Annotated in this window: 18 protein-coding genes and 1 other annotated feature; of the genes, 4 read left to right on the top strand and 14 right to left on the bottom strand. The window is 38.6% G+C overall.

Annotated features, from left to right (window positions below):
- Window positions 1-60: 60 nt before the first annotated feature.
- The 9 genes from ABNX05_RS12295 to ABNX05_RS12255 all read right to left on the bottom strand — a co-directional run bounded on the left by ABNX05_RS12295 (window position 61) and on the right by ABNX05_RS12255 (window position 10,049).
- Window positions 61-987, bottom strand: coding sequence for a serine hydrolase domain-containing protein (locus ABNX05_RS12295; RefSeq protein WP_349660018.1), 927 nt, complete (start codon window positions 985-987; stop codon window positions 61-63).
- 256 nt (window positions 988-1,243) lie between these two features.
- Window positions 1,244-1,756, bottom strand: a complete 513-nt coding sequence (locus ABNX05_RS12290; protein WP_079563600.1) for an adenine phosphoribosyltransferase — start codon at window positions 1,754-1,756, stop codon at window positions 1,244-1,246.
- Window positions 1,757-1,789: 33 nt separating this feature from the next.
- Window positions 1,790-4,108 carry a single-stranded-DNA-specific exonuclease RecJ gene (gene recJ / locus ABNX05_RS12285; protein WP_349660017.1) on the bottom strand — a complete coding sequence of 773 codons (2,319 nt, stop codon included), beginning with the start codon at window positions 4,106-4,108 and terminating at the stop codon, window positions 1,790-1,792.
- Between the two features lie 147 nt (window positions 4,109-4,255).
- Window positions 4,256-5,047 carry a tryptophan synthase subunit alpha gene (gene trpA, locus ABNX05_RS12280; RefSeq protein WP_349660016.1) on the bottom strand — a complete coding sequence of 264 codons (792 nt, stop codon included), beginning with the start codon at window positions 5,045-5,047 and terminating at the stop codon, window positions 4,256-4,258.
- Entirely contained in the window at window positions 5,044-6,255 is a 1,212-nt protein-coding gene (trpB, locus tag ABNX05_RS12275; protein WP_349660015.1) for a tryptophan synthase subunit beta, read from the bottom strand. The genes trpA and trpB overlap by 4 nt, the downstream gene beginning before the upstream one ends.
- Window positions 6,255-6,869, bottom strand: a complete 615-nt coding sequence (locus ABNX05_RS12270; RefSeq protein ID WP_349660014.1) for a phosphoribosylanthranilate isomerase — start codon at window positions 6,867-6,869, stop codon at window positions 6,255-6,257. The genes trpB and ABNX05_RS12270 overlap by 1 nt, the downstream gene beginning before the upstream one ends.
- Window positions 6,866-7,657, bottom strand: coding sequence for an indole-3-glycerol phosphate synthase TrpC (gene trpC / locus ABNX05_RS12265; RefSeq protein ID WP_349660013.1), 792 nt, complete (start codon window positions 7,655-7,657; stop codon window positions 6,866-6,868). Before trpC ends, ABNX05_RS12270 begins: the two co-directional genes overlap by 4 nt.
- Entirely contained in the window at window positions 7,654-8,685 is a 1,032-nt protein-coding gene (trpD, locus tag ABNX05_RS12260; protein WP_349660012.1) for an anthranilate phosphoribosyltransferase, read from the bottom strand. The genes trpC and trpD overlap by 4 nt, the downstream gene beginning before the upstream one ends.
- On the bottom strand, window positions 8,685-10,049 hold the full coding sequence (locus ABNX05_RS12255; RefSeq protein ID WP_349660011.1) for a chorismate-binding protein: 1,365 nt from the start codon (window positions 10,047-10,049) through the stop codon (window positions 8,685-8,687). The genes trpD and ABNX05_RS12255 overlap by 1 nt, the downstream gene beginning before the upstream one ends.
- A 413-nt stretch (window positions 10,050-10,462) precedes the next feature.
- Here ABNX05_RS12255 and ABNX05_RS12250 point away from each other — a divergent pair, with 413 nt between their 5' ends.
- Complete coding sequence (locus tag ABNX05_RS12250; protein WP_349660010.1) at window positions 10,463-10,684, top strand: hypothetical protein; 222 nt, start codon at window positions 10,463-10,465, stop codon at window positions 10,682-10,684.
- A 2-nt stretch (window positions 10,685-10,686) separates the two neighbouring features.
- Window positions 10,687-11,082 (bottom strand) — a binding site (T-box leader).
- A 326-nt stretch (window positions 11,083-11,408) separates the two neighbouring features.
- Window positions 11,409-13,097, top strand: coding sequence for a methyl-accepting chemotaxis protein (locus tag ABNX05_RS12245; RefSeq protein ID WP_349660009.1), 1,689 nt, complete (start codon window positions 11,409-11,411; stop codon window positions 13,095-13,097).
- Between the two features lie 202 nt (window positions 13,098-13,299).
- On the opposite strand, the gene secDF is transcribed toward ABNX05_RS12245, so the two are convergent.
- A complete protein-coding gene (gene secDF / locus ABNX05_RS12240; RefSeq protein ID WP_349660008.1) occupies window positions 13,300-15,567 on the bottom strand; it encodes a protein translocase subunit SecDF in 2,268 nt (755 codons plus the stop codon).
- Window positions 15,568-15,918: 351 nt separating this feature from the next.
- Entirely contained in the window at window positions 15,919-16,227 is a 309-nt protein-coding gene (locus ABNX05_RS12235; RefSeq protein ID WP_349660007.1) for a post-transcriptional regulator, read from the bottom strand.
- A gap of 93 nt (window positions 16,228-16,320) precedes the next feature.
- On the opposite strand from ABNX05_RS12235, the gene ABNX05_RS12230 reads away from it, so the two are divergent.
- Window positions 16,321-17,838: a putative polysaccharide biosynthesis protein gene (locus ABNX05_RS12230; protein ID WP_349660006.1), complete on the top strand. Its 1,518-nt coding sequence runs from the start codon at window positions 16,321-16,323 to the stop codon at window positions 17,836-17,838.
- Here ABNX05_RS12230 and ABNX05_RS12225 read toward each other — a convergent pair.
- Entirely contained in the window at window positions 17,835-18,470 is a 636-nt protein-coding gene (locus tag ABNX05_RS12225; protein WP_349660005.1) for a DUF421 domain-containing protein, read from the bottom strand. The genes ABNX05_RS12230 and ABNX05_RS12225 overlap by 4 nt on opposite strands.
- A gap of 450 nt (window positions 18,471-18,920) precedes the next feature.
- Here ABNX05_RS12225 and ABNX05_RS12220 point away from each other — a divergent pair, with 450 nt between their 5' ends.
- Window positions 18,921-19,766 carry a polysaccharide deacetylase family protein gene (locus ABNX05_RS12220; protein ID WP_349660004.1) on the top strand — a complete coding sequence of 282 codons (846 nt, stop codon included), beginning with the start codon at window positions 18,921-18,923 and terminating at the stop codon, window positions 19,764-19,766.
- A gap of 197 nt (window positions 19,767-19,963) precedes the next feature.
- Here the strand turns inward: ABNX05_RS12220 and yajC are convergent, their stop codons facing one another.
- A complete protein-coding gene (gene yajC, locus ABNX05_RS12215; RefSeq protein WP_349660148.1) occupies window positions 19,964-20,236 on the bottom strand; it encodes a preprotein translocase subunit YajC in 273 nt (90 codons plus the stop codon).
- Between the two features lie 169 nt (window positions 20,237-20,405).
- On the bottom strand, window positions 20,406-21,551 hold the full coding sequence (tgt, locus tag ABNX05_RS12210; protein ID WP_079563586.1) for a tRNA guanosine(34) transglycosylase Tgt: 1,146 nt from the start codon (window positions 21,549-21,551) through the stop codon (window positions 20,406-20,408).
- Between the last annotated feature and the right edge of the window lie 20 nt (window positions 21,552-21,571).

Genomic DNA, 21,571 nt, shown 5'->3' with positions numbered 1-21,571 from the left:
CGTCAGTTAAAGAAGAAATTAGTATGATATCAGAAGAGGAGGAACCAAAATTTAGCATGCTCATATGTCTCCCTCATCCTGCCAACTACCTAATAACTCTTCGAAAAAAAATCTCGGTGCAGATTGCTTTTCATTTTGTATATGGCTTTTTGCCACAGCCATAATATTTAACGTAGGAACAATAAATATATATTGTCCAAATAAACCGTTAGCATAGTAATAATCAATCGGGGTGTTAGTGTTAGTATCTTCATAAGTCCATAGCTGATAACCATATCCATATGTTCCGTCTTTTGTAGTATTAACTTGTTTATATGGTCTTTTTACCTGAAGGAGCCAGTTGGATGAAATCACCTGATTTGAATTAAATCGCCCTTCGTTTAAAAATAATAATCCAATCTTCACCATATCCTCTAGATTTAACGAAATGCTGAAACCACCCCCGTGAATTCCTTGTGGGTCCTTTTGCCAAGTGTATTTATTTATCCCTAATGGACGGAATAGATATTTTTCAGCAAATGAAGCGGTAGGAATTCCAGAAATTTTTTGTATTATAGCACTTAGTAAATGAGAGTCTCCTGAATTATACTGAAAAGTTGAACCTGGTTTATGTATAATTGGTTGTCCTAGTATGAATTTAACCCAATTTTTCGATCCTTGGAAATTCCCTACTTTTAAACCCGAAGTCATGGTCAGTAAATGAAATATTGTAATTTCTTTATTTTGCGGATCATTAGACTCTAATATTTCTGGAAAATAGTTTTGTATAGGTTCGTGAATATTTTTTATTAAACCTTTATCTACCATAATTCCAATTAATATAGAAACGATGCTTTTGGTAATGGAATAAACCTTTGACGGCTTTTCTATAACCTTTTTATTCTTCAAGTATTCGAATATCCGTGTATTCCCTTTATAAATGACAAATGCTTCAATTCTAATACTTTTAAGTTTCTTTTCTAACTCAAAAAAAGATATTTCACTCATATCTCTACCCCCTTCCCAAAACTACACTAAATATTCTCCTTTTATAACTTATTTCCTTCTTTATTACGCTAATTAGTAGAATAGCAACAACCTTTTCGAAAACAGCCCTATAAATAAAAAAACGCCACAAAAATGTGACGCTTTTCATCGCTTTTTTTGCAAAATGATTTGTTGATTTCTGTTCTGGACAAGAGATTTCCTGGGCATCCAGTGTCTCCATTACAACCAATTCATTTAGCTAGTATCCAATTATTTATTAATATTGAATAAGTGTTTTAATGTCTAGGTCACCAAGTTTTGCACGACCGTTTAGCTCTGTTAACTCAATAAGGAATGCACAACCAACAACTTGACCACCTAATTGTTCTACTAAACGCACTGTTGCTTCAACAGTACCACCAGTCGCAAGTAAGTCATCACAGATTAATACTTTTTGACCTGGTTTAATCGCATCATTGTGCATCGTTAACGTATCTTTACCGTACTCAAGACCGTAGTCAGCACTGATCACTTCACGTGGTAATTTTCCTGGCTTACGAACAGGGGCAAATCCAATTTCAAGCGCATAAGCAACTGGGCATCCGATAATGAAACCACGAGCCTCAGGACCTACCACAATTTCAGCACCTAATTCTTTTGCGTAACTTACGATTTGATCTGTTGCATATTTGTATGCAGTACCGTTATCCATAATTGTCGTAATATCTTTGAAGCTGATACCTTCTTTCGGCCAGTTCTCAACCGTTGTTACGTATTGCTTTAAATCCATGTTATTGTTCCTCCTACGAAACTTTTTCGCATATTAATGTAATCGTTCATCAAACCATTGTTTTAATTCTATATAAGGGGCATATACTAGCTTTTGCTCCATTTCAATCTGTTCTGAACGCTGTTTGTAAGACGGTGCCTCTGTTAATGCCTGTTTTGGTGCATTCACGTTGACAGTCGTCAGTCCACTCTCCATTTTAACAAAATCAAGCTCAAAAAACACCTGTGTCATAAATTTTAATGCATCTAATGGCCAACCTGTATGCTTCGCTAGTTCAGACAAATGCATATTCAGTGGAAAAGCAGGTCGATTTTTTAAAAACTTATAATACCAGGAGAATTGCTCACGCGTAGGCAATCCACTGAAATACTGAGAATCAGGCATGTAAAAATGTGCATAAATACGGGAAGGTACTGTTTTTCGTAAGACATCTTCTAATATTTGAACATTTTCCGGCAAATCTAGTAGCACGATATAATTGGTTTGTTCTACATTTGAAAGTGTAGGATCCACTGCTAGGATTGGCACACCAATTAACGACTGGTAATAGGTCACCGTCTCTGGACGGAAGGCGATGAACGTAGCCTCCTCTTTTGGGACCGTATTTAACCAGCGTGATGTTTGTCGAATACCACGAATATCAAATAATTGCCATTCAGTCGTTTGAACATCCTCTATCATAAATTGTGCTTTTTTACGCCCTTGCCACTCATTTATTTGTAAATCTCCAGTAAATGAAACTTTTATTCCATATGTTAACTCGTCGTGTAAATGTCCTTTATTGAAACCGACGCTATCCAATTTTTCATAGCCATTCGTCAATTCCATTTTTATATGATTTTCTGCTGCTCCAATTTTCCGCATGGAGGATATTTCCACATCCTCGAGCACATAAACAGGCTTCGGAAAATCCGTACCATATGGACCGAGCGTTGAAATTTCTTCAATAGCATCTGCTGAAATCTCATCCATTTTTAGTGGTATATCTATATTGAGAACAGGTGTTAATTGCTCTTCTGATAAACATGCTCTTGCTTGAGTATCTAAGCGTGCTCTTAATTCATCAACATGCTCAATAGGTAACGTCATCCCGGCTGCCATAGGATGCCCACCAAAATGAGGTAATATATCTCGATTTTTCGCTAGTTCATTAAATAAATGGAATCCTTCAATACTACGAGCTGAACCTTTAGCTGTTCCTTTTTCGTAGTCTAGTGACAATACAATGGTTGGACGATAATATAGCTCTACAAGACGAGACGCGACAATCCCTACTACCCCAGCATTCCAGCCTTCTCCAGCGATCACTAAAACGAGTGAATCCCCGATTTTTTTATCTGATTCGATGAGAGCAATGGCCTCATCTGTAATACTCTTTACAATATCTTTGCGCTCACTATTACATGTATTAAGCTGTTTCGCCAATGCTGTTGCTTTAGCATTATCCTCAGCCATTAATAGCTGTACACCTGGTGCCGCTTCTCCAAGTCGACCAACTGCATTTAAACGCGGTCCAAAGTAAAAGCCGATTGTTTCTTCACTGATTTTAGCTTGCTCTGCACTTGCAACTTCACACATCGCTTGTACCCAAGGGCTGAGTGAACGACGCATTTCTTCTATTCCTCGCTTAACTAGGTAGCGGTTTTCATCAACTAATGGTACTAAATCCGCTACTGTTCCAACAGCTACATATTCGAATAAATGCGTTGGCAGTTCCCCATATAGAGCATGAGCTAACTTAAACGCTACACCCACACCTGCTAGCTCACCAAATGGATAATGTCCTTCTGGTATACGAGGATGTAAAATAATATCTGCTGGTGGCAATTCATCGCCTGGTTCATGGTGATCTGTAACGATAACATCCATACCTAGTTCCTTCGCGATACGAATCGGTTCCATCCCTGAAATACCATTATCAACTGTAATAATTAATTGAACACCCTCTTCATGTGCTTCACGAAATAGTGCTTCGTGCGGTCCATAACCGTGAATAAAACGATTTGGTATTTTAAACGAAACATCGGCACCGAGATCAAGTAACACATTCAGCATGACTGTCGTACTAGTGACACCATCCGCGTCATAATCGCCAAATACTAAGATTTTCTCTCCGTTTTCAAGCGCTTGCTCTATACGCGCTACAGCTTCTGCCATACCATGCATTAAAAACGGATCATGAATATTTGCTTCTGTCATATTTAATAAGCTCTCTGCGTCAGCAGTTGTTTCGCAGCCTCGTGCTGCTAAAATTTTTGCTGCAATCGCAGAAAGTTGTAGGTCATTTTGTAATGTTTGGACAAGCTTCGCGTCTGGACGCTCTACTTGCCATCTCTTTTTCGATAGAATCATCTTTTCACTTCCTCACGAAAGCTATTATACCGAAAATCTAGACTATCCGCACTATCTGCTAGAATGATAGTTTTACCTGTAAAGTTGTGGCAATCCGTCGTCGTTCTACTAATCTCTAACAATCTCAAAAGAAAAAAGCCTACTCCGTTAAAGAGTAGACTTCTGAAACGCATCTTTTGAAGCAGATACTAATGCCTCAACCTTCTCCAAATTACCTTCATACAATGCTGTCACGATCGCACTACCAACGATTACACCATCACTAAGTGCCCCCATGCTTACCACCTGCTCAGGAGTTGAAATTCCAAAGCCGGCTAGTACTGGTATTTGGCTTACTTCACGTAAGCGTGCAAAATGATCATGTAAATTATCTGCAAAACTTGCACGGGCCCCTGTAATTCCATTGACTGTCACAGCATAGACAAACCCTTGACTAGCAGCCGCGATACGTGCAATTCGCTCAGGAGGACTTGTTAATGATACAAGCTGAACGATGTCGATACCATGAGGATTTAATGTGTCACGTAAGATCGCACTTTCTTCAAGCGGTACATCAGGAACGATTAACCCTTTAACCCCCCCTGCTACACAAGCTTTAGCAAAAGCCTCTAACTCAAAAGCTAAAACAGGATTAAAATAAGTCATGACAACTAACGGAACTTGAATTTCTCCTCTAAATGAAGCTAATGCTGCAAGCACTTTACGTAATGTTACACCTTCGGCTAAAGCACGTTCACCTGCTTGCTCGATCGTCGGTCCATCCGCTACAGGATCCGTAAACGGTATACCCACTTCAATTGCCGTTACACCCATTTCCTGTAGCTTCAGGATCGTTGGCTTCAAAGTTTCCAGACCCCCATCCCCCGCCATAATATAAGGTACAAATGCTTTATTACCAGCGATTTTCGTTTGTTCAATTGCCTGCTGTAGTGTTGTCATTCCACTTCTCCTCCTAATGCTTTTCGGACAGTATGGACATCCTTATCTCCTCGGCCAGATAGGCACACAACAATGATGTCATCTGTAGACATTGTTTTCGCGAGTTTTGCTGTATAAGCAATGGCATGGGAACTTTCTAGTGCAGGTAGTATACCTTCCGTTTTACTCAGTAATTGCAAGCCCTCAAGTGCTTCACTATCTGTAATCGAATCAAATTGAACACGCCCAATATCATGTAAATAACAATGTTCTGGACCTTTCCCTGGATAATCTAGACCAGCTGAAATAGAATGAGCTTCCTGCACAAAGCCATTTTCATCTTGTAATAAATACATGTATGCACCATGTAAAACGCCTAGCTGACCACCGGCAATTGCTGCTGCATGCTTACCTGTCTCAATACCACTGCCTGCTGCCTCTACCCCGTATAGCGCTACAGTCTCGTCATCAACAAAAGGGTGGAACATACCAATTGCATTACTACCGCCACCTATACAAGCGACGACTGCATCGGGTAAACGTCCTTCCTTTTTTACAATCTGCTCTCTAGTTTCAACACCAATTACACGCTGGAAATCCCTTACTATTTTCGGGAATGGATGTGGCCCTAAAGCCGAGCCTAAAATATAATGAGTATCCTCAACATTTGTCACCCAGTAGCGCAGTGCTGCATTGACAGCATCCTTTAATGTTTTTGAACCTGTTTCTACAGATTCCACTTTTGTACCGAGTAACTCCATGCGAAACACATTCAACTGTTGGCGTTCGATATCCTCTGCGCCCATAAATACAACACATTCAAGATTCAATAATGCGCATGCTGTGGCCGTTGCTACTCCATGCTGCCCTGCACCTGTTTCTGCGACTATTTTCTTTTTACCCATTCGTTTTGCAAGAAGCGCTTGACCAATGGCATTATTAATCTTATGTGCTCCCGTATGATTCAAATCTTCACGCTTTAAATAAACTTTCGCACCCCCTAGCTCTTTTGTTAAATTTTCTGCGTAATACAACGGCGTCTCACGGCCAACATATTGTTGTAAATAATAAGCTAATTCCTCAGTAAACGCTTGATCATTCATTGCCTCGTCATAGGCCGTCTCTAATTCCAACAAAGCTGTCATTAATGTTTCCGGAACAAATTGTCCACCAAATTTCCCATAACGCCCTTCCTTTGTTGGTACACTATTTGCAATTGAGTTTGCCATTATACTCTCCCCTTCTTTACTACCTGTATAAATGCGGTTATTTTAGCTATATCTTTTACACCGTCTGTCTCCACACCACTTGATACATCTACCATAAATGGCGACACAAGTGATACTGCTTCTCCTATATTTTCAGCTTGCAAACCACCTGCTAACATTAACTTTTCTCGCGGAATCCCTACTTTCTCTAAGAGGGTCCAATCAAACGTATGACCACTACCTCCTTTAAAATCGGTTCCTGGCGCATCAAATAGGTAATAGTCCACATCATAATTAGCAGCAACCTGAACATCTTCAGCACCTCTGACGGACAAAGCTTTAATTGCCGGATAGCCTTGCTGACGAATAAAATCAGGAGATTCCTCCCCATGGTATTGCACATAATCTAGTGGTACACTTTCCATCACAGTTCGTAATTCCTCCGCCCTCGGATTGACAAAAACACCGATTTTTAAAACGCCCTCTGGCACATGTTTGGCTAATTGTTGTGCCTGTTCAATCGTCACTCGTCGTTTACTTGGTGCAAAGACAAAACCAATAGCGTCAGCCCCTGCCTCTACTGCTGCCCGTACATGCTGTTGTTCCTTTAGTCCACAAATTTTCACCCTCGTCATACAGATGCCCCCACCTTATTGACCAGTAAACTTTTTAGTGCAGAACCAACATCACCACTGCGCATTAATGACTCACCTACAAGAACGCCACTAGCTCCCATAGCCGCCACCGCTTTAGCGTCTTCTTGCGTCCTTATCCCACTTTCACTTATTAAAACTTTCTCTTCATCAAGCGGAAAAGCTTCAGCAATTTCACGTGTTCGCTCTAAGCTCACTTCAAACGTACGTAAGTCTCGGTTATTGACGCCAATTAGTTTGGCACCAACTGCAATTGCCCGCTCAAGCTCTTCGAGATCATGCACCTCTACCAATACCTCTAAATTTAAACCTGTTGCATAGCTATACAGATCACGTAATGCTTGATCGGTTAACGCGGCCACAATTAATAAAATAATTGATGCACCCGATGCCTTCGCAAATCGAATTTGCACACGATCGATCATAAAATCCTTACAAAGAAGTGGCGTTTGGACAGCATTTGCAACTGCAGCTAAATCATCAAAGGAGCCTTTAAAAAACTGCTTATCTGTTAAAACGGAAATGGCTGCTGCCCCTGCGTCTGCATAAATTTTTGCTTGTGCCACTGGATCTGTCCCTTCTGCGATTAGCCCTTTTGAGGGGGAAGCACGCTTCATTTCAGAAATAACTTGTAATGTTTCAGCTTTTCTCAATCGCTCAAACAACGATGGACGCGGTTTTTCTGAAAAATTCGCTAATGGGTCGGGCTGTTCAAGTAACGCACCAACTTCCATCTTTTTTTGTTCGAGAATTTTATTTAAAATATTCATTGTTCGACCTCCACTCCTTTAATATGCTCACTATAAGTAACGACTGCCTCTAATTTTTGAAGGGCTCGCCCGCTAAAAATACTATCTTTCGCTATTTCTACACCTTCTTTAACGGTTTCAGCAATTCCATAGCTGAACAACCCAATACCAGCATTCAATAAAACAGTGTCAAAATAAGCACTTTGTTCACCGGCTAATAATGTACGCATAATTGCCGCGTTTTCATCTGCATTACCTCCACGAATAGCCTCTATTGGTGCATAGCTGAGACCCGCTTCCTCTGCAGTTAACGAAAATGGAATTAAGTCACCCTTATCTATTAAAACAAAGGTATTTTGACCAGCTAATGACGCCTCATCTAAACCTAGTGGCCCAGAAACGACCATTGCACGTTCTCGCCCGAGCATTTGTAATACGGATGCATATTCCATGACAAAATTAGGACGATTAATGCCTGTAAATTGCGTCGATAAAGGCACTGGATTTGTAAGAGGACCTACAAGATTAAAAATTGTTGGCTTGCCAAGTGCACGACGAACCTCGCCAATTCGCTTTAATTTCGGATGAACATTTGGAGCATATAAAAAGGCTATTCCTTCTTTCTCTAACAGATCGACAGTTTGTTCAATAGAAATATTCGTATGAATACCGAGTGCTTCCAAAACATCAGAGCTTCCTGATGCCGAAGATATTTTGCGATTGCCGTGCTTCGCCATTTTGACACCGGCCCCCGCTAGTACAAAGGCGCAAGTTGTACTAATATTGAATGTATTAAGTCCATCGCCACCAGTACCGCAATTATCCATATAGACCCCTTCGTTTGCTCGTACGTCTAATGCAAATGAACGCATAGTTGTGGCTAATGCAGCTACTTCATGTGCAGTTTCACCTTTGACAGATAATGCCGTTAAAAAGCTTGCGATTTGATCCTTTGGTGTGTCATCTTGAAACATCCATTTTGCTGCCTGTAGCATTTCCTCATACATTAAATGCTCTCGGCGTTGTACTTTTTCACGAATACCTTCCATTAGTGTGAACCTCCTTCTTTTTCAAGTAGCTGTAAAAATTCCTGTTCATCCCCTTCTACTTGATTCAAAACTTCTTCAACATTTGTATATTTGGTCACCATTACAGTCGATTGCATATGCATCGCTTCATTTTCTATGACAATAGATTTCCCTGTTAAGGCAAAATCAAGATGACCGTTAAAACCAATAAATCCAAGAGCACCTCTAAATATCCCTGTAGTTTGATCTAAATAATCCTTTACCTGACCCTTTGCAACACCTGTTGATGCAAAGGATGGTAATGTCGTAGCTAATACATCAAGTGCATGAAGCATTGGTAGTAGTTGTCCCTCGACTCTCGATGTCATGTGTAATGCATGCTTGGAACGCTCAATTCTCATCGCCTCAATGACTTGAATGGAATCTCGGAAGCACACAGACTGTAGCTCTTGTTGCACAGCAGAAACAAGTACAGCATGCGACTCCCTAATATTTGTGTTTTCATGTAGCTTGCGTTCCTGCTCTAAATCTTCACCTTTTGTGGAACCTCTAGGAAATACCCCCTCTGTTGGTGTGGCAATCACACGCTCACCTTTTACTCGAATTAGACTTTCAGGAGACGTCCCTAAGACAATATGGTCGTCAAATTCTACATAATACATATAGGGAGCGGGATGTTTTTTACGCAATTGACGATATAAAGCGAAAGCATCTCCTTGTAAATTTGCTAAAATGCACTTTGATAACATAACCCTAGTAATATCTTCATCTAAAGTAGCTTTGATTGATGCAAGGGATGTTGCAAACTGTTCATTCTTAGTTGATTCGAAAGGTTCAAAGCTACAAGCCGTATCCTCATTCTCTCTACCTTTTAAAAGCTGCTCTGCCAACTCTTCTAAATTTGGTTCTTTTTTTTCCGCATCAATATTCGTATAAATTAAAGTAACTTCATCTGTTACATGATCAAACACAATAACTGTCTCATACACATGGAAATGCACATCTGGTAGCTCCGCTTTACCCTTTGCAGTCGAAAATCTTGTCGTTGTACCTTGGCCAACATAGCCAACAGCTCCTCCTGAAAATGGGAATTGTGTTGTATTGGATATACGTGGCATTAATCTTTTCAATAAAACAAACATGTCGCCCTTATGTGTATAGGTGTGTCCAGTCTTATATGAATATTCCTGAATCTCATCTCCAAATCCCTTATATGTTTTTCTTGGATTAGCACCGATAAAAGAAAAGCGTCCCGCTCCTTCATGCTGTGCTGAACTTTCCAGCAAAAATTTATGTTTTCCTTGAAGTCGTCTAAAAATTAAAATAGGTGTTAATGAATCAGCATTAATAGTTTTCATTTTTGTTCTTGAACTCGTTGATAGCATAATGACCAAGCTCCTTTTCTTAAAAATCCACTACCTCTAGACTTACAAATGTTTAGTTACTGAATCAATTCTTGTTGAAAAAAGATCATCATAGCGTAGGGTTGATTTCCATTCCGGCTGGGCGCTTTCCTGGGGGCGTTCGATGAGCCGCTTTTGGTGTTGCTGTCGCTTCGCTTTCGCACAGTTAAAACATTTGCTGCCGCTACGTTACCACTACGCTTTCCACAGAAAACCCCCGCTACGCTGCAGGGTCTCGGGCCAGCACGATGCTGGTCACAAAGGCGTTATCACAGGACGTGATGGTTTTAGCCTCCGTTCCTCTAACGCTTATCCCCGAGGAGTCGCCCAGCCTCCATTCCAATCAACTTATATGCAGGGCAGATGGTTTAACAAAATTTCACCCTTAAATTCTGATGATTTTAAAAAATTCACTAGAAATCATTTTGTATGGTAATTTACCAATGTCTGGTATTGATTTCCGTTCCGACAAGATGCTTATCGGAGCCACAGATGTTTTTTGTGCGAAAGCGAAGTGCAACGTAGCGGCAGATGTTTTTGGCATGAAAGCGAAGCATTCATCCACCTGCAAATTAAAAACAACAAAAAAAGTCCTCTGCAAAAAGGATTTTTCCTAATTGCAGAGGACGATCATGACCGCGTTGCCACCTCATATTAGAGCATATTTGCTCTCCCTTAAATGCTCAGCTTAGTTCGCCAGATCAATTATGCCTCGGCATAATTGTGTCCGGAATCGGCTTTGTGTTTGCACAAAGAACTCCCTCCCGATTCCGTGACCTTTCAGCGGATGATTGGACATCTGCTGAAAGAAGTTAAATTGACAAATCTTTTGAATTTATGTCAAAAAGATTTGTCTTATCTAAGTCAAAGCACCCCCTTTAACGTGGGGAATCCGTTCGCTATTATAATTAGCGACTCTCATAAGTCCATTCACATAAGCTGCAAATCAGTTCACACCATCCACTGACTCTCTAAATTGCACACTTATGCTACTACTCTTATTCAACAATTTCTCAGCTATTCTCATCTAAACTAAACTCAGCTCATCTGTTCTAAGGCTGGCCTCGCTCCCGAGACCAACTACCTTGTACCGAACAAAAAAGTTAGCCTTATTCTATGCTAAACTACGATAATTGTCAATCAATTCAGAGAAAAAGGAAAATGTTGAAAAGAGTTTTGAAATTATATAAAAGGGAAAATCGCCTCATAATATACCAATAAAAGGGGGTTAAATCACTCGTTTTTATGTATTTATAATGTATTGACCTTGTAAAAATATCAAGTTATAGTAATTCCAGAACATTCATTCTCAAATACATAAAAAAGAAGGTAGGAACGAATATGTCCGTTCGAAAAAAACTAAATATTGGTTTTATTTCACTCACTTGTATGCTATTAATATCAAGTATTATTGCATTTTTTCAGTTTAAGTCAGTTGAAGGAGATATAGTTGAGGTACTTGATCATAGAATCGTACAAATTCAATTAACAGAGGAAATACAACAAGAGCTTGCCTCACAAGGGCTATTTTTACGCTCGTATGTTCTAAATAGTAAGGATGAGACTACAAAAACAAACTTAGAGCGTTATGAGAAACTATTACCAGAGACGATTCAAGAGCTTTCAGGCATTGTTCGTTCCGATTACACAAAAAATATTGTGAAGCAAGTAAGCGAATTACAACAAGATTTACTAACAAGTTCTAATCAAGCAGTGCAAGCATTAAATAGTGGCAAAACAGATTTAGCTTTATCATACATAAATGGAGAAGTTACTAAAAACAACAATGAAATATATACACTGACAAATGATTTATTAAAATATCATGATGAACAGCTGGAAAAGGTTAAAAGCAATGTTGTCCAAACAGTTGCCAGAGCTATTATAATATCCATTGCCTTACTTGTTTTAAGTGCAATTATTGGTTTCTATTTTATGTATTTTGTAAAACGCTATATCACTCAACCGCTTCGTAAAGTGATTGATGCAGCAGATACATTAGCACATGGTGACTTAACGATTGCTCAGCTTGAACACAACTCAAAAGATGAGATTGGTACGCTTGCCACAGCAGTGAATGCGTTAAAAGAGAACTTATCTGTACTACTTAAAAATGTTCAGGAAAACGCTACACATTTAACTGCTGCTTCTGAAGAGCTTTCCGCAAGCACTGTAGAAGTGACAACTACTTCAAGCGACATTTCCCAGCGAGTACAAGACACGTCAAATCATTTGGCTTCATCAGCTAGTGCCTCTCAGCAAAGCGCTCTAGCAATGGACGAAACAGCTGCTGGTGTACAACGAATTGCTGAAGCTACTCAAAATTTGCATCACAATGCAATAAATATGACACAGCTTTCCAATACGGGCGGGAAAACTATTACAACTGCCAAAGAGCAGATGGATACAATTTCTGTGGCAACTACACGTATTGCTGATTTAATGCAAAAGCTAAGTAAGCAATCTGAGGAAATCGGGCAAATTACAAAAGTAATTACTGCTATTACGGAACAAACAAATTTACTGGCACTCAATGCTGCTATCGAAGCGGCACGAGCCGGTGAGCACGGTAAAGGCTTCGCAGTTGTAGCAGATGAAGTACGAAAGCTTGCTGAAGAATCCAATCAATCTGCTAGCCAAATTATCGCCCTCACAAAAGAAGTTCAAACGGATACAAGAAATGTAGAAGCTGCCGTATATGAAGGTTTAGCATCTGTCCAGGATGGTGTAACAAAAATATATGAGGCCGGTGATGCATTTGAATCCATTACTGAGTCTGTGCAAGCATTTACTGACCAAATTGAAGATATATCGGCCACTTCTGAACAAATTTCAGCAAGTGTGGAAGAAGTCGCTGCCTCTGTAACTGAAATTGCAAATGGTGCGAGTATTTCAGCGAACAACTCACAAATCATTGCTGAAGCAGTAGAAGAGCAAGCTGCAACCATGCAACAGGTGAATGAGGTAGCAGAGGAATTAAACAATAACGCTCAGCAACTGCAGTCATTACTACTGCAATTTAAACTTTAATGAACGAAAAAAAGAATCTATTTGCTTTCCAAAGAAAGCAAATAGATTCTTTTTTAAAACAGGGAAAGAAATATTTCCTTCCCTGCTTCATTTTAATGCTTATGATTAATTATGCCTTGGCATAATTGCGTCCGGAATCGGCTTTGTGCTGCACAAAGCCGATTCCGTGACATCCGCCGGAGGCTTTAACTTCTGAAAGAAGTTAAACAGTAGGTTCGTCAGTACCCCATTGTTTTTTCTCTTTTTTGTGTATTTGACCATCTGATTTTTTCATTTCACGAACTTTAAGTGAATACCAGATTTGTGCAGCTATACAAATTGAAGAATACATTCCTGTGATTAAACCAACTAATAACGCGATTGAGAAGTTTTGAATCGATGGTGCACCTAAAATAAGAAGTGCCACTGTCACGATAATAACCGTTAACACTGTGTTAACAGATCGACCCATCGTTTGACGTAGTGATTTGTTAACGATATTCGCTAATACTTCACGGTCTTTAATCGTATCATATCGATCTAAATTTTCACGCATACGGTCAAATGTAACGATCGTATCATTAATAGAATAACCGACAATTGTCAGTACAGCCGCAATAAACGTAATATCAACTTCTAAGCGCATAAAACTAAATACGGCAACAATTAAGAATACGTCATGTAGTAACGAAACAATTGCCCCAATACCCATGCGCCACTCAAAACGAACCGCTACATAGATAATGATACCGATAGCTGCAAGAGATAATGCTTTAATCGCATTTTTCACAAGCTCTTTACCAACGGTCGGAGACACTGTACTTACACCAGGTTCATGACCATATTTTTCGCCTGCTTCTTTTTTGAATTTTATAATTTCTGCTTGCGTTAGGTCATGTTTATAACGGATAACCGCTCCGTTACTCTTTTCACCTGTCAAAACGATATCTTCAGATGAGAAGCCAATACTATCTAGATATTTGGATACTTCTTCTTTATTCAACGTTTGCTCTGATTCAATTTGCACACGTGTACCACTAGAGAAATCAATACCAAGGTTTAAGCGGAAAATACCAAGAACCACTAAACCGGCCACTAAAATAGCTAATGAGAATGTATAAAATTTCTTACGGTTGTGTACAAAGTCAAAACGATCAAATTTCGTTGATAAATCTAATGTTCCGATATTTTCATCCAGGCTATGCTGTTTAGATTTTGGAATACCAAACCATGCTGGATTGTTGAAGTAGCCACTATTTACAAGTATTCCTTGTAATACACGAGAGCCCCAAACAGCTGTTAGGAAGCTTAGTAAAATACTAATAATTAATGTTGTTGCAAACCCTTTAACAGAGCTTGTACCCCATTGGAATAATACAGCAGCTGCTAATAATGTAGTTAGCTGTGCATCGACAATGGCTGATAAAGACTCCTTCGAGCCGATTTGGAATGCTTGTTTAACCGAATAACCGACACGTAATTCCTCACGAATACGTTCTGCGGCAAGAATATTTGCATCTACCGCCATCCCTATACCAAGCACGATAGCTGCGATACCTGGAAGCGTTAACACTGCATTAATCCAACTGAATACAACGAGTACTAGGAAAGTGAAAATAGCAAGTGTAATGATGGAAATAAAGCCAGGTAAACGATAGTAGAATAGCATAAATAAGAAAATTATTACTACGCCCACAATACCGGCTAAAATTGTACTTTTCAGTGCTTGGTCACCAAATTGTGCACCAACTGAAGTAGAATAAATTTCATTAAGCTTAACAGGAAGTGCCCCAGCATCTAAAATACCCGCTAGATTTTTCGTTTCTTCAACTGTGAAGTTCCCGCTAATCATAACATCTGTTGTATCTAATCTTTGGCTAACTGTTGCAGCAGATGCATAGCGAGGCTTCGCTTTTTGTGATTCAGTTTTATATGAATCAACACCTTCTTCAAAGTCTAACCATACAACTAGTAAATTTTGGCCTGCTGGTTTAGCAGCAATTTTACTTGTGATATCAGCAAATTTTTCCGCATCCTTTAACGTTAGCGAAACTATAGGTCGATTTTGCTGGTCAAATGACCCTTTAGCGCCACCTGGCTTTAAGTCATTACCATCCAGCAATAAATTGTCATCGACATCACGGAATGTTAAATTTGCAGAAGTAGACAATAATTCACGTGCTGATTCTTGGTCTTCGACACCCGCTAATTGCACACGAATGCGGTTTTTGTCTTCAACCTGAATGCTCGGCTCACTTACCCCGATAGCATTTACACGCTCACCAAGAGCTGTCGCTGTTGCCGATACAACTTCTGGTGTAATTTTTTGTCCCTCTTTTAATTCTTTAACCTCATAAAGAACCTCAAACCCGCCTTGTAAGTCAAGGCCTAGCTTAATGTCCTTTAAGACGCCGCCTACAGTCGTACCGATGGTTGCTGCAAAAATAACCATTAGTAGTACGAATGCAACTATACGACTTTTAAGTTTCATTTATAAATCCTCCTCGAATTGGTGTAAGGCAATTCCTTACACTACAAACAAGTATAATAGCAAGTCCTTTTGAAGCGTTTATTCCTCCTTTTCCTATAGAATAATGTTGCCTGTGCTTCAAAAAAGATTGCTCTACTTATTTCGATCGTTCATAACGCGCAAATTTATCCCTGTATTTGAATAGGTGTTTTGCCTCCAAATTTGGAAAAGAACTATTGGGAGGGTTTTGTTAAAAATACTTATACAAATAAAAAAAAAGCGCAACACACTCATTATGAAACACGTTGCGCTTGGTGTCAATTCAACACTTTTAGTATTCTATTATTATTTGACAAATTTCACACATTCTTCTTAAGTTTTAACCGGGCCAAGCAGCATTTTTAACTCTTCCGTATTCAATTCTGTAAACCAATCATTACTTTGTAAGAATTCTACTTGATTAAAAGATACGATATCGGACGGTGATACTGCAAAAATAGTGGCGATAACTTCATGTATGCGTAATTGTTCAATATTTTTTCTGCGCCATTTTTTCTCTACACAATAGCGCCATAGTTCTTCTGCTGTAATCGCATTATATTGATAATATTTAAACTCTTCCATCTTACTATCAATTGCAGGACGGATTTTTTCAAATAGTTGCTCATGCTGCATACTCATTTTGAATCATCTCCAATCAAAGTCGTATCGTAAGACAAGTTTGCATACAAATAGTGTAAATGAATTTTTGTGGCTTGAGAAGGGACGGATGGCATGAGTTCTTTTGTACGTGGAACACTATTTTTAATGTTCGTGATTTTTTTATCGAAACTCTTTGGCTTCTTTTATAGAATGCAATTTATGCGGATCGCTGGTGAAGAGGCAGTCGGCATTTATATGACCGTCTATCCGGCGTTCATTTTCTTCATCTCACTCATTCAACTTGGACTACCTATTGCTGTGGCAAAAATTGTAGCAGAGTTATTAGCAAAAAACAAACGCGAAAGCATCTATGGTGTTATGCGTACGGCTATTTTTTGGTCATTTATTGGAATGATCGTCTTTATGCCAATCGTTGCACTAACTATACCTTATATATCGACTACACTTTTACATAATGAACATACAACTTTTACTCTTTGGATTGCACTCTTTGCTGTACCAGTGTCAGTTGGCTCAGGATTATTACGCGCTTATTTACAAGGTATTGCGAAAATCACACCAACAGCTTGGGCTCAAATGATTGAACAAATTATCCGTATTAGCTTTATCACTTTGACGCTGCCTTATGTGGCTGCCTATAATAATGCTGCCGCTACTGCTGCCGCTGCTATGGGTATTACGCTACTAGCTGAAGTCGTTGCTTTCTTGTATTTGTGGATGCATTATATAGTCTCAAAGAAAAAATTATTGACACGAAAAAACAAAATCGAGGGTTATCCTGCCTCCCCAATGTTACGAATTGCCCTTCCTTCTGCGGGAAGCAAGCTATTCGGATCTTTTACTTGGTTTTTAGAGCCTATCATTTTTTTAAAAGCGTTAACTATGGCTGGTTTAACAGCCTCCGCTGCAACAATTTTATATGGGGTTATTTCGGGTGTACTAGTCCCCCTATTATTATTCCCTGCTTTTGTGTCTGCAGCACTTTCAATTGTTCTTATACCAGCTGTTAGTGACGCGGTTGCACGTCAGCATATACCGCTCCTACAGGAACGTATCTCTGTTTCATTGCGACTGTCTTCCTTAGTGGGCTGTGTTGCCGCTACGTACTTTTTCGTTCATGGAGACGAATTAGCTGTGAAGCTCTTTCACTTACAAGAAAATCGTGGTTATGTGAAAATATTAGCTCCTATTTTTTATTTTTATTATATACAAAGTCCATTGCACTCTATATTACAAGCAATTGGTGAAGCACGCGCAGCAATGATGAACTCCATTTACGGTGGTCTTGGTAAGCTCTTTGTCATGTTCGTACTTGCTTCTCAACCGGGTATACAAGAAAAAGGTGCCGTTGTGGCGATTGGCTTTGGCGTTTTACTAACTTCGTTTTTGCATATTGCAACAGTAAGGCAACGTAAAAATTTACGTGCTGGTTTTAGAATGTTTGTTGTTCCTTATGGCTGTTTTATTGCTGTTTGTGTTACCCAGTATTTTCTGATGCAAATAATGCCACTACCATTTATTTTAAGTAGCTGTGTAACTTTGTTTTTGCTATTTACATTCTTACTAGTTTCCAATCAATTACGTATAACTGATTTGCGCTACATTCGTAAATTGGCCAAGAAAGTTTAAGATTCTTTCAGTTGAATATGCAGCCGATCTTCCTCCCAAACACAAAAAAATACAGTGTTACTATCCGTAATATTATTTTTAGCAAGCTCTGCCATTAACCAATCAGCATCTTTATGCAATACTTTTAAATGCCTCTCCTGAATATCACCATCGATAATCAATGGGTAAACAAATGCCTTTTCATCTTTTTGGTAGACGGACAAATTGCCAGATGGCTCTAAATAAGCATATGCAATATCTGTCACGGAAGCATTTCCATTTTCTCGTAATTGTTGACACAAATCGTCTAGGTTATAGCGTTGCTTGCGCATTTCACTTTCTAAAATGACACCGTCTTTTATAAGTAATACTGGATCACCATCAACTAGATCACGGAATTTTTTATTTTTGAGTGACAAATATGCAGTTGTTATTTGAATTAAAAACAACACGATGATTGGTAAAATCACATTAAATAAAGGACTTTCGAAATCATCAAGTGCAAACGCAGCCACCTCAGCCATTAAAATGGATACAACTAAATCGATTACAGATAATTCGCCAACCTCACGTTTACCCATTAAACGAAAAATTATTAGGATAAACACATATAAAAAGCAGGTTCTTAAAACAATCGCTAAATATTCTTCCATATTGTCACCCCCATACTATTCAAGGTGACCTTACTTATCTTTTTTTATACAGGATGATGTTATATCTTAGCTTTGATTTTTTAACACTTATCGTCTCCTAAAATTTTTCTTTTTTTCGCATGCTAACCTATAAGAAAATCGTGTTTTCAATTAAGACAAAACCTAAAAAACGCACGATTAACATTACAAAACAACAACTCTTAAATTAGGAAATGACATCGTGTAACTTTCGTAAATCAAAAGAATAAACCTTAGTTGTTTGTGTACAATAAAAGAAGCTATAATTCCTGCTTTTGAAGTGGAAAAAACTAAATTTTCTCGGATAGTTAACAGGACGTTTCACAGCTCTCCCAATAATGTAGGTATTGTTTATAAGGTCCTTCTTTTACTTTCGAATTTAGTAAATGATCCACCATTATTCTTTTTAACAAATGAAAACAAGGTGAGAAAATGAAAAGGTTAATAATTTTTCTAGTTATTGTTGCTTATAGTATATTGCTCATTAAACCTTTCCCTATTTATGGATATGAAAATAAGAAGATTCCTGTTCTAATGTACCACCATTTAGATAAACACATAAATAATAATACAATCATTTCCCCAGAGAATTTTGAAAAACAAATTAAAACGCTTAAAGAAAATGGGTACAACTCGATTACAGCCCAAGAATTATATGATTACTTGTACGGTAAAACAGAATTACCTAAAAATCCTGTGTTAATAACTTTTGACGATGGTTATTTAAGTAACTATGAAAAAGCTTATCCAATTTTGAAAAAATACAAAATGCATGCAGAAATTTTTGTAATCACCAGTCACATTCTAGAAAAAAGCGGAAAGAATGTGGATCCAAACGAAATTTCCAAAATGAATTGGGATCAATTAAAAGAAATGAAGGATTATATAACCATCCAAAGCCACACTTGGAATTCACATAATAAATTACAGTCATTCAGCGGCGGAATGAAAGGTGCCATATATGGTCGTAGTTACATTAATGGAAAACTAGAAAAACAAGAAGACTACGAAAAACGGGTTAAAAAAGATTTTATTCATTCTAGGAAAATTATTAAAGAAAAGTTAGGATATGAACCAATTGCCCTTAGCTATCCCTTCGGAACTAATTCTGAAGATGCAATGAAATTGGCGAAAGATGCTGGATTTAAAATGGCTTTTGTTATTAAAAATAAAGGTGTCACTATTGGCGATAATGTATTTGCTTTAAGCAGAATAACGGTAAATGGCAATGACACTGGAGCAAAATTAATTAAGAAATTAAAAAATGGTGGCACTTAGCAAAAAGAACATCATGATTATGTCCCGACGTTATTACGTCCTGAATCGGCTTTGCACTTAGGTCTGGATGAGGGTTGATTCAATGACGGATATTCCGGGTGATGCCATAAGGCTTGGAGAAGACTTATCTATTCTTCGCCATCGCTACAAAAACGCAAAAAAAAGACTTACAACTAATGTAAGTCTTTTTCTCATTATTATTTTAATTGGTCGCCATTTACAACTCGTCCAATTGCTTGACGGTCAAATTTAACGCGCACATTGTCTGCAATTTTTAATGTCACAGCTGTGTCCTCAATTGAGTCAATCTCGCCATGTAAGCCACCGATTGTAATAACTTTATCTCCACGTTGCAAACCACTCTGCATACTTTGTGTTTCCTGCTGTCTCTTTTTAGCAGGGCGGATTAAAATAAACCACATTGCAACGAACATGATTAAAATCATGATTAAGCCAGAATATTGTTCCATCATTCTTGCCCCCTTTCCAATTCTACTTTAGTATAGACTATTCCACCATAAAAAAGCGATGGTCAAGCCCAATTTTTTTCTATATTACTAATATTTTTTCTACGATAGACATTTTTTTGCTAAAAACATTCTTAATTCACACAAATTCGCATGCCCTTTTTACTAAATATTAGAAGTTCTTTGCGTTTGGCCCATTAAAGCCGTATTTCTCGAAAAATTCTTCTCGGAAATCACCAAGACGGTCTTCTCGGATTGCCTCACGTACTTGTTCCATTAGTTTCAATAGGAAGTGTAAGTTATGGTAAGTTGTTAAACGAATACCAAACGTTTCTTCCGTACGAATTAGATGACGAATATAAGCGCGTGAATAGTTTTTACATGTATAGCAATCGCAGTTTGGATCAATTGGTCCGAAGTCACGTGCATATTTTGCATTTTTAACAACTAAACGGCCTTCAGATGTCATTAATGTGCCGTTACGGGCAATACGTGTTGGTAATACGCAGTCAAACATATCAATACCTCGAATAGCACCATCAATTAATGAGTCAGGTGAACCTACACCCATTAAATAACGTGGTTTATTTGCTGGCATTAATGGTGTTGTAAACTCCAATACTCGGTTCATAATGTCCTTAGGTTCACCAACAGATAAGCCTCCAATTGCATAACCAGGGAAATCAAGCTCTACCAATGCTTCTGCAGAACGACGACGTAAATCCTCGAATTCTCCCCCTTGAATAATACCGAATAGACCTTGGTCTTCTGGACGTTTATGTGCCTCTTTACAACGTTTAGCCCAACGTGTAGTACGGTCTACTGATTGCAGCATATAGTCATACGTCGCAGGGAAAGGTGGACATTCATCAAAAGCCATCATAATATCCGAACCTAAATCATTTTGAATTTCCATCGCCTTTTCTGGACTTAAAAACAATTTGTCCCCATTTAAATGATTACGGAAATGAACCCCTTCTTCTTCGATTTTACGGAATTGACTTAGTGAGAACACTTGGAAACCACCTGAATCTGTTAAAATCGGGCGATCCCAGTTCATAAATTTATGCAAGCCCCCTGCTTCCTTAACAATATCATTACCAGGTCGTAGCCATAAATGATACGTATTTGACAGAATAATGCCTGCATTCATTTCCTTTAATTCCTCAGGTGACATTGTTTTAACAGTTGCTTGTGTCCCAACAGGCATAAATGCTGGCGTTTCGAAAGAGCCATGCGGTGTATGCACGATCCCAAGGCGTGCTCCAGTTTGTTTACAAGTATGAAGTAGCTCATAACGAATTGCTGGTTGTGTCATATTATAAAAATTCCTCTCTT

This window comes from Lysinibacillus zambalensis, assembly GCF_040183165.1.
Classification (GTDB): Bacteria; Bacillota; Bacilli; order Bacillales_A; family Planococcaceae; genus Lysinibacillus; species Lysinibacillus zambalensis.
Note: the sequence above shows the minus strand (reverse complement) of the source record. Positions and strands in the feature narration are given on the sequence as shown.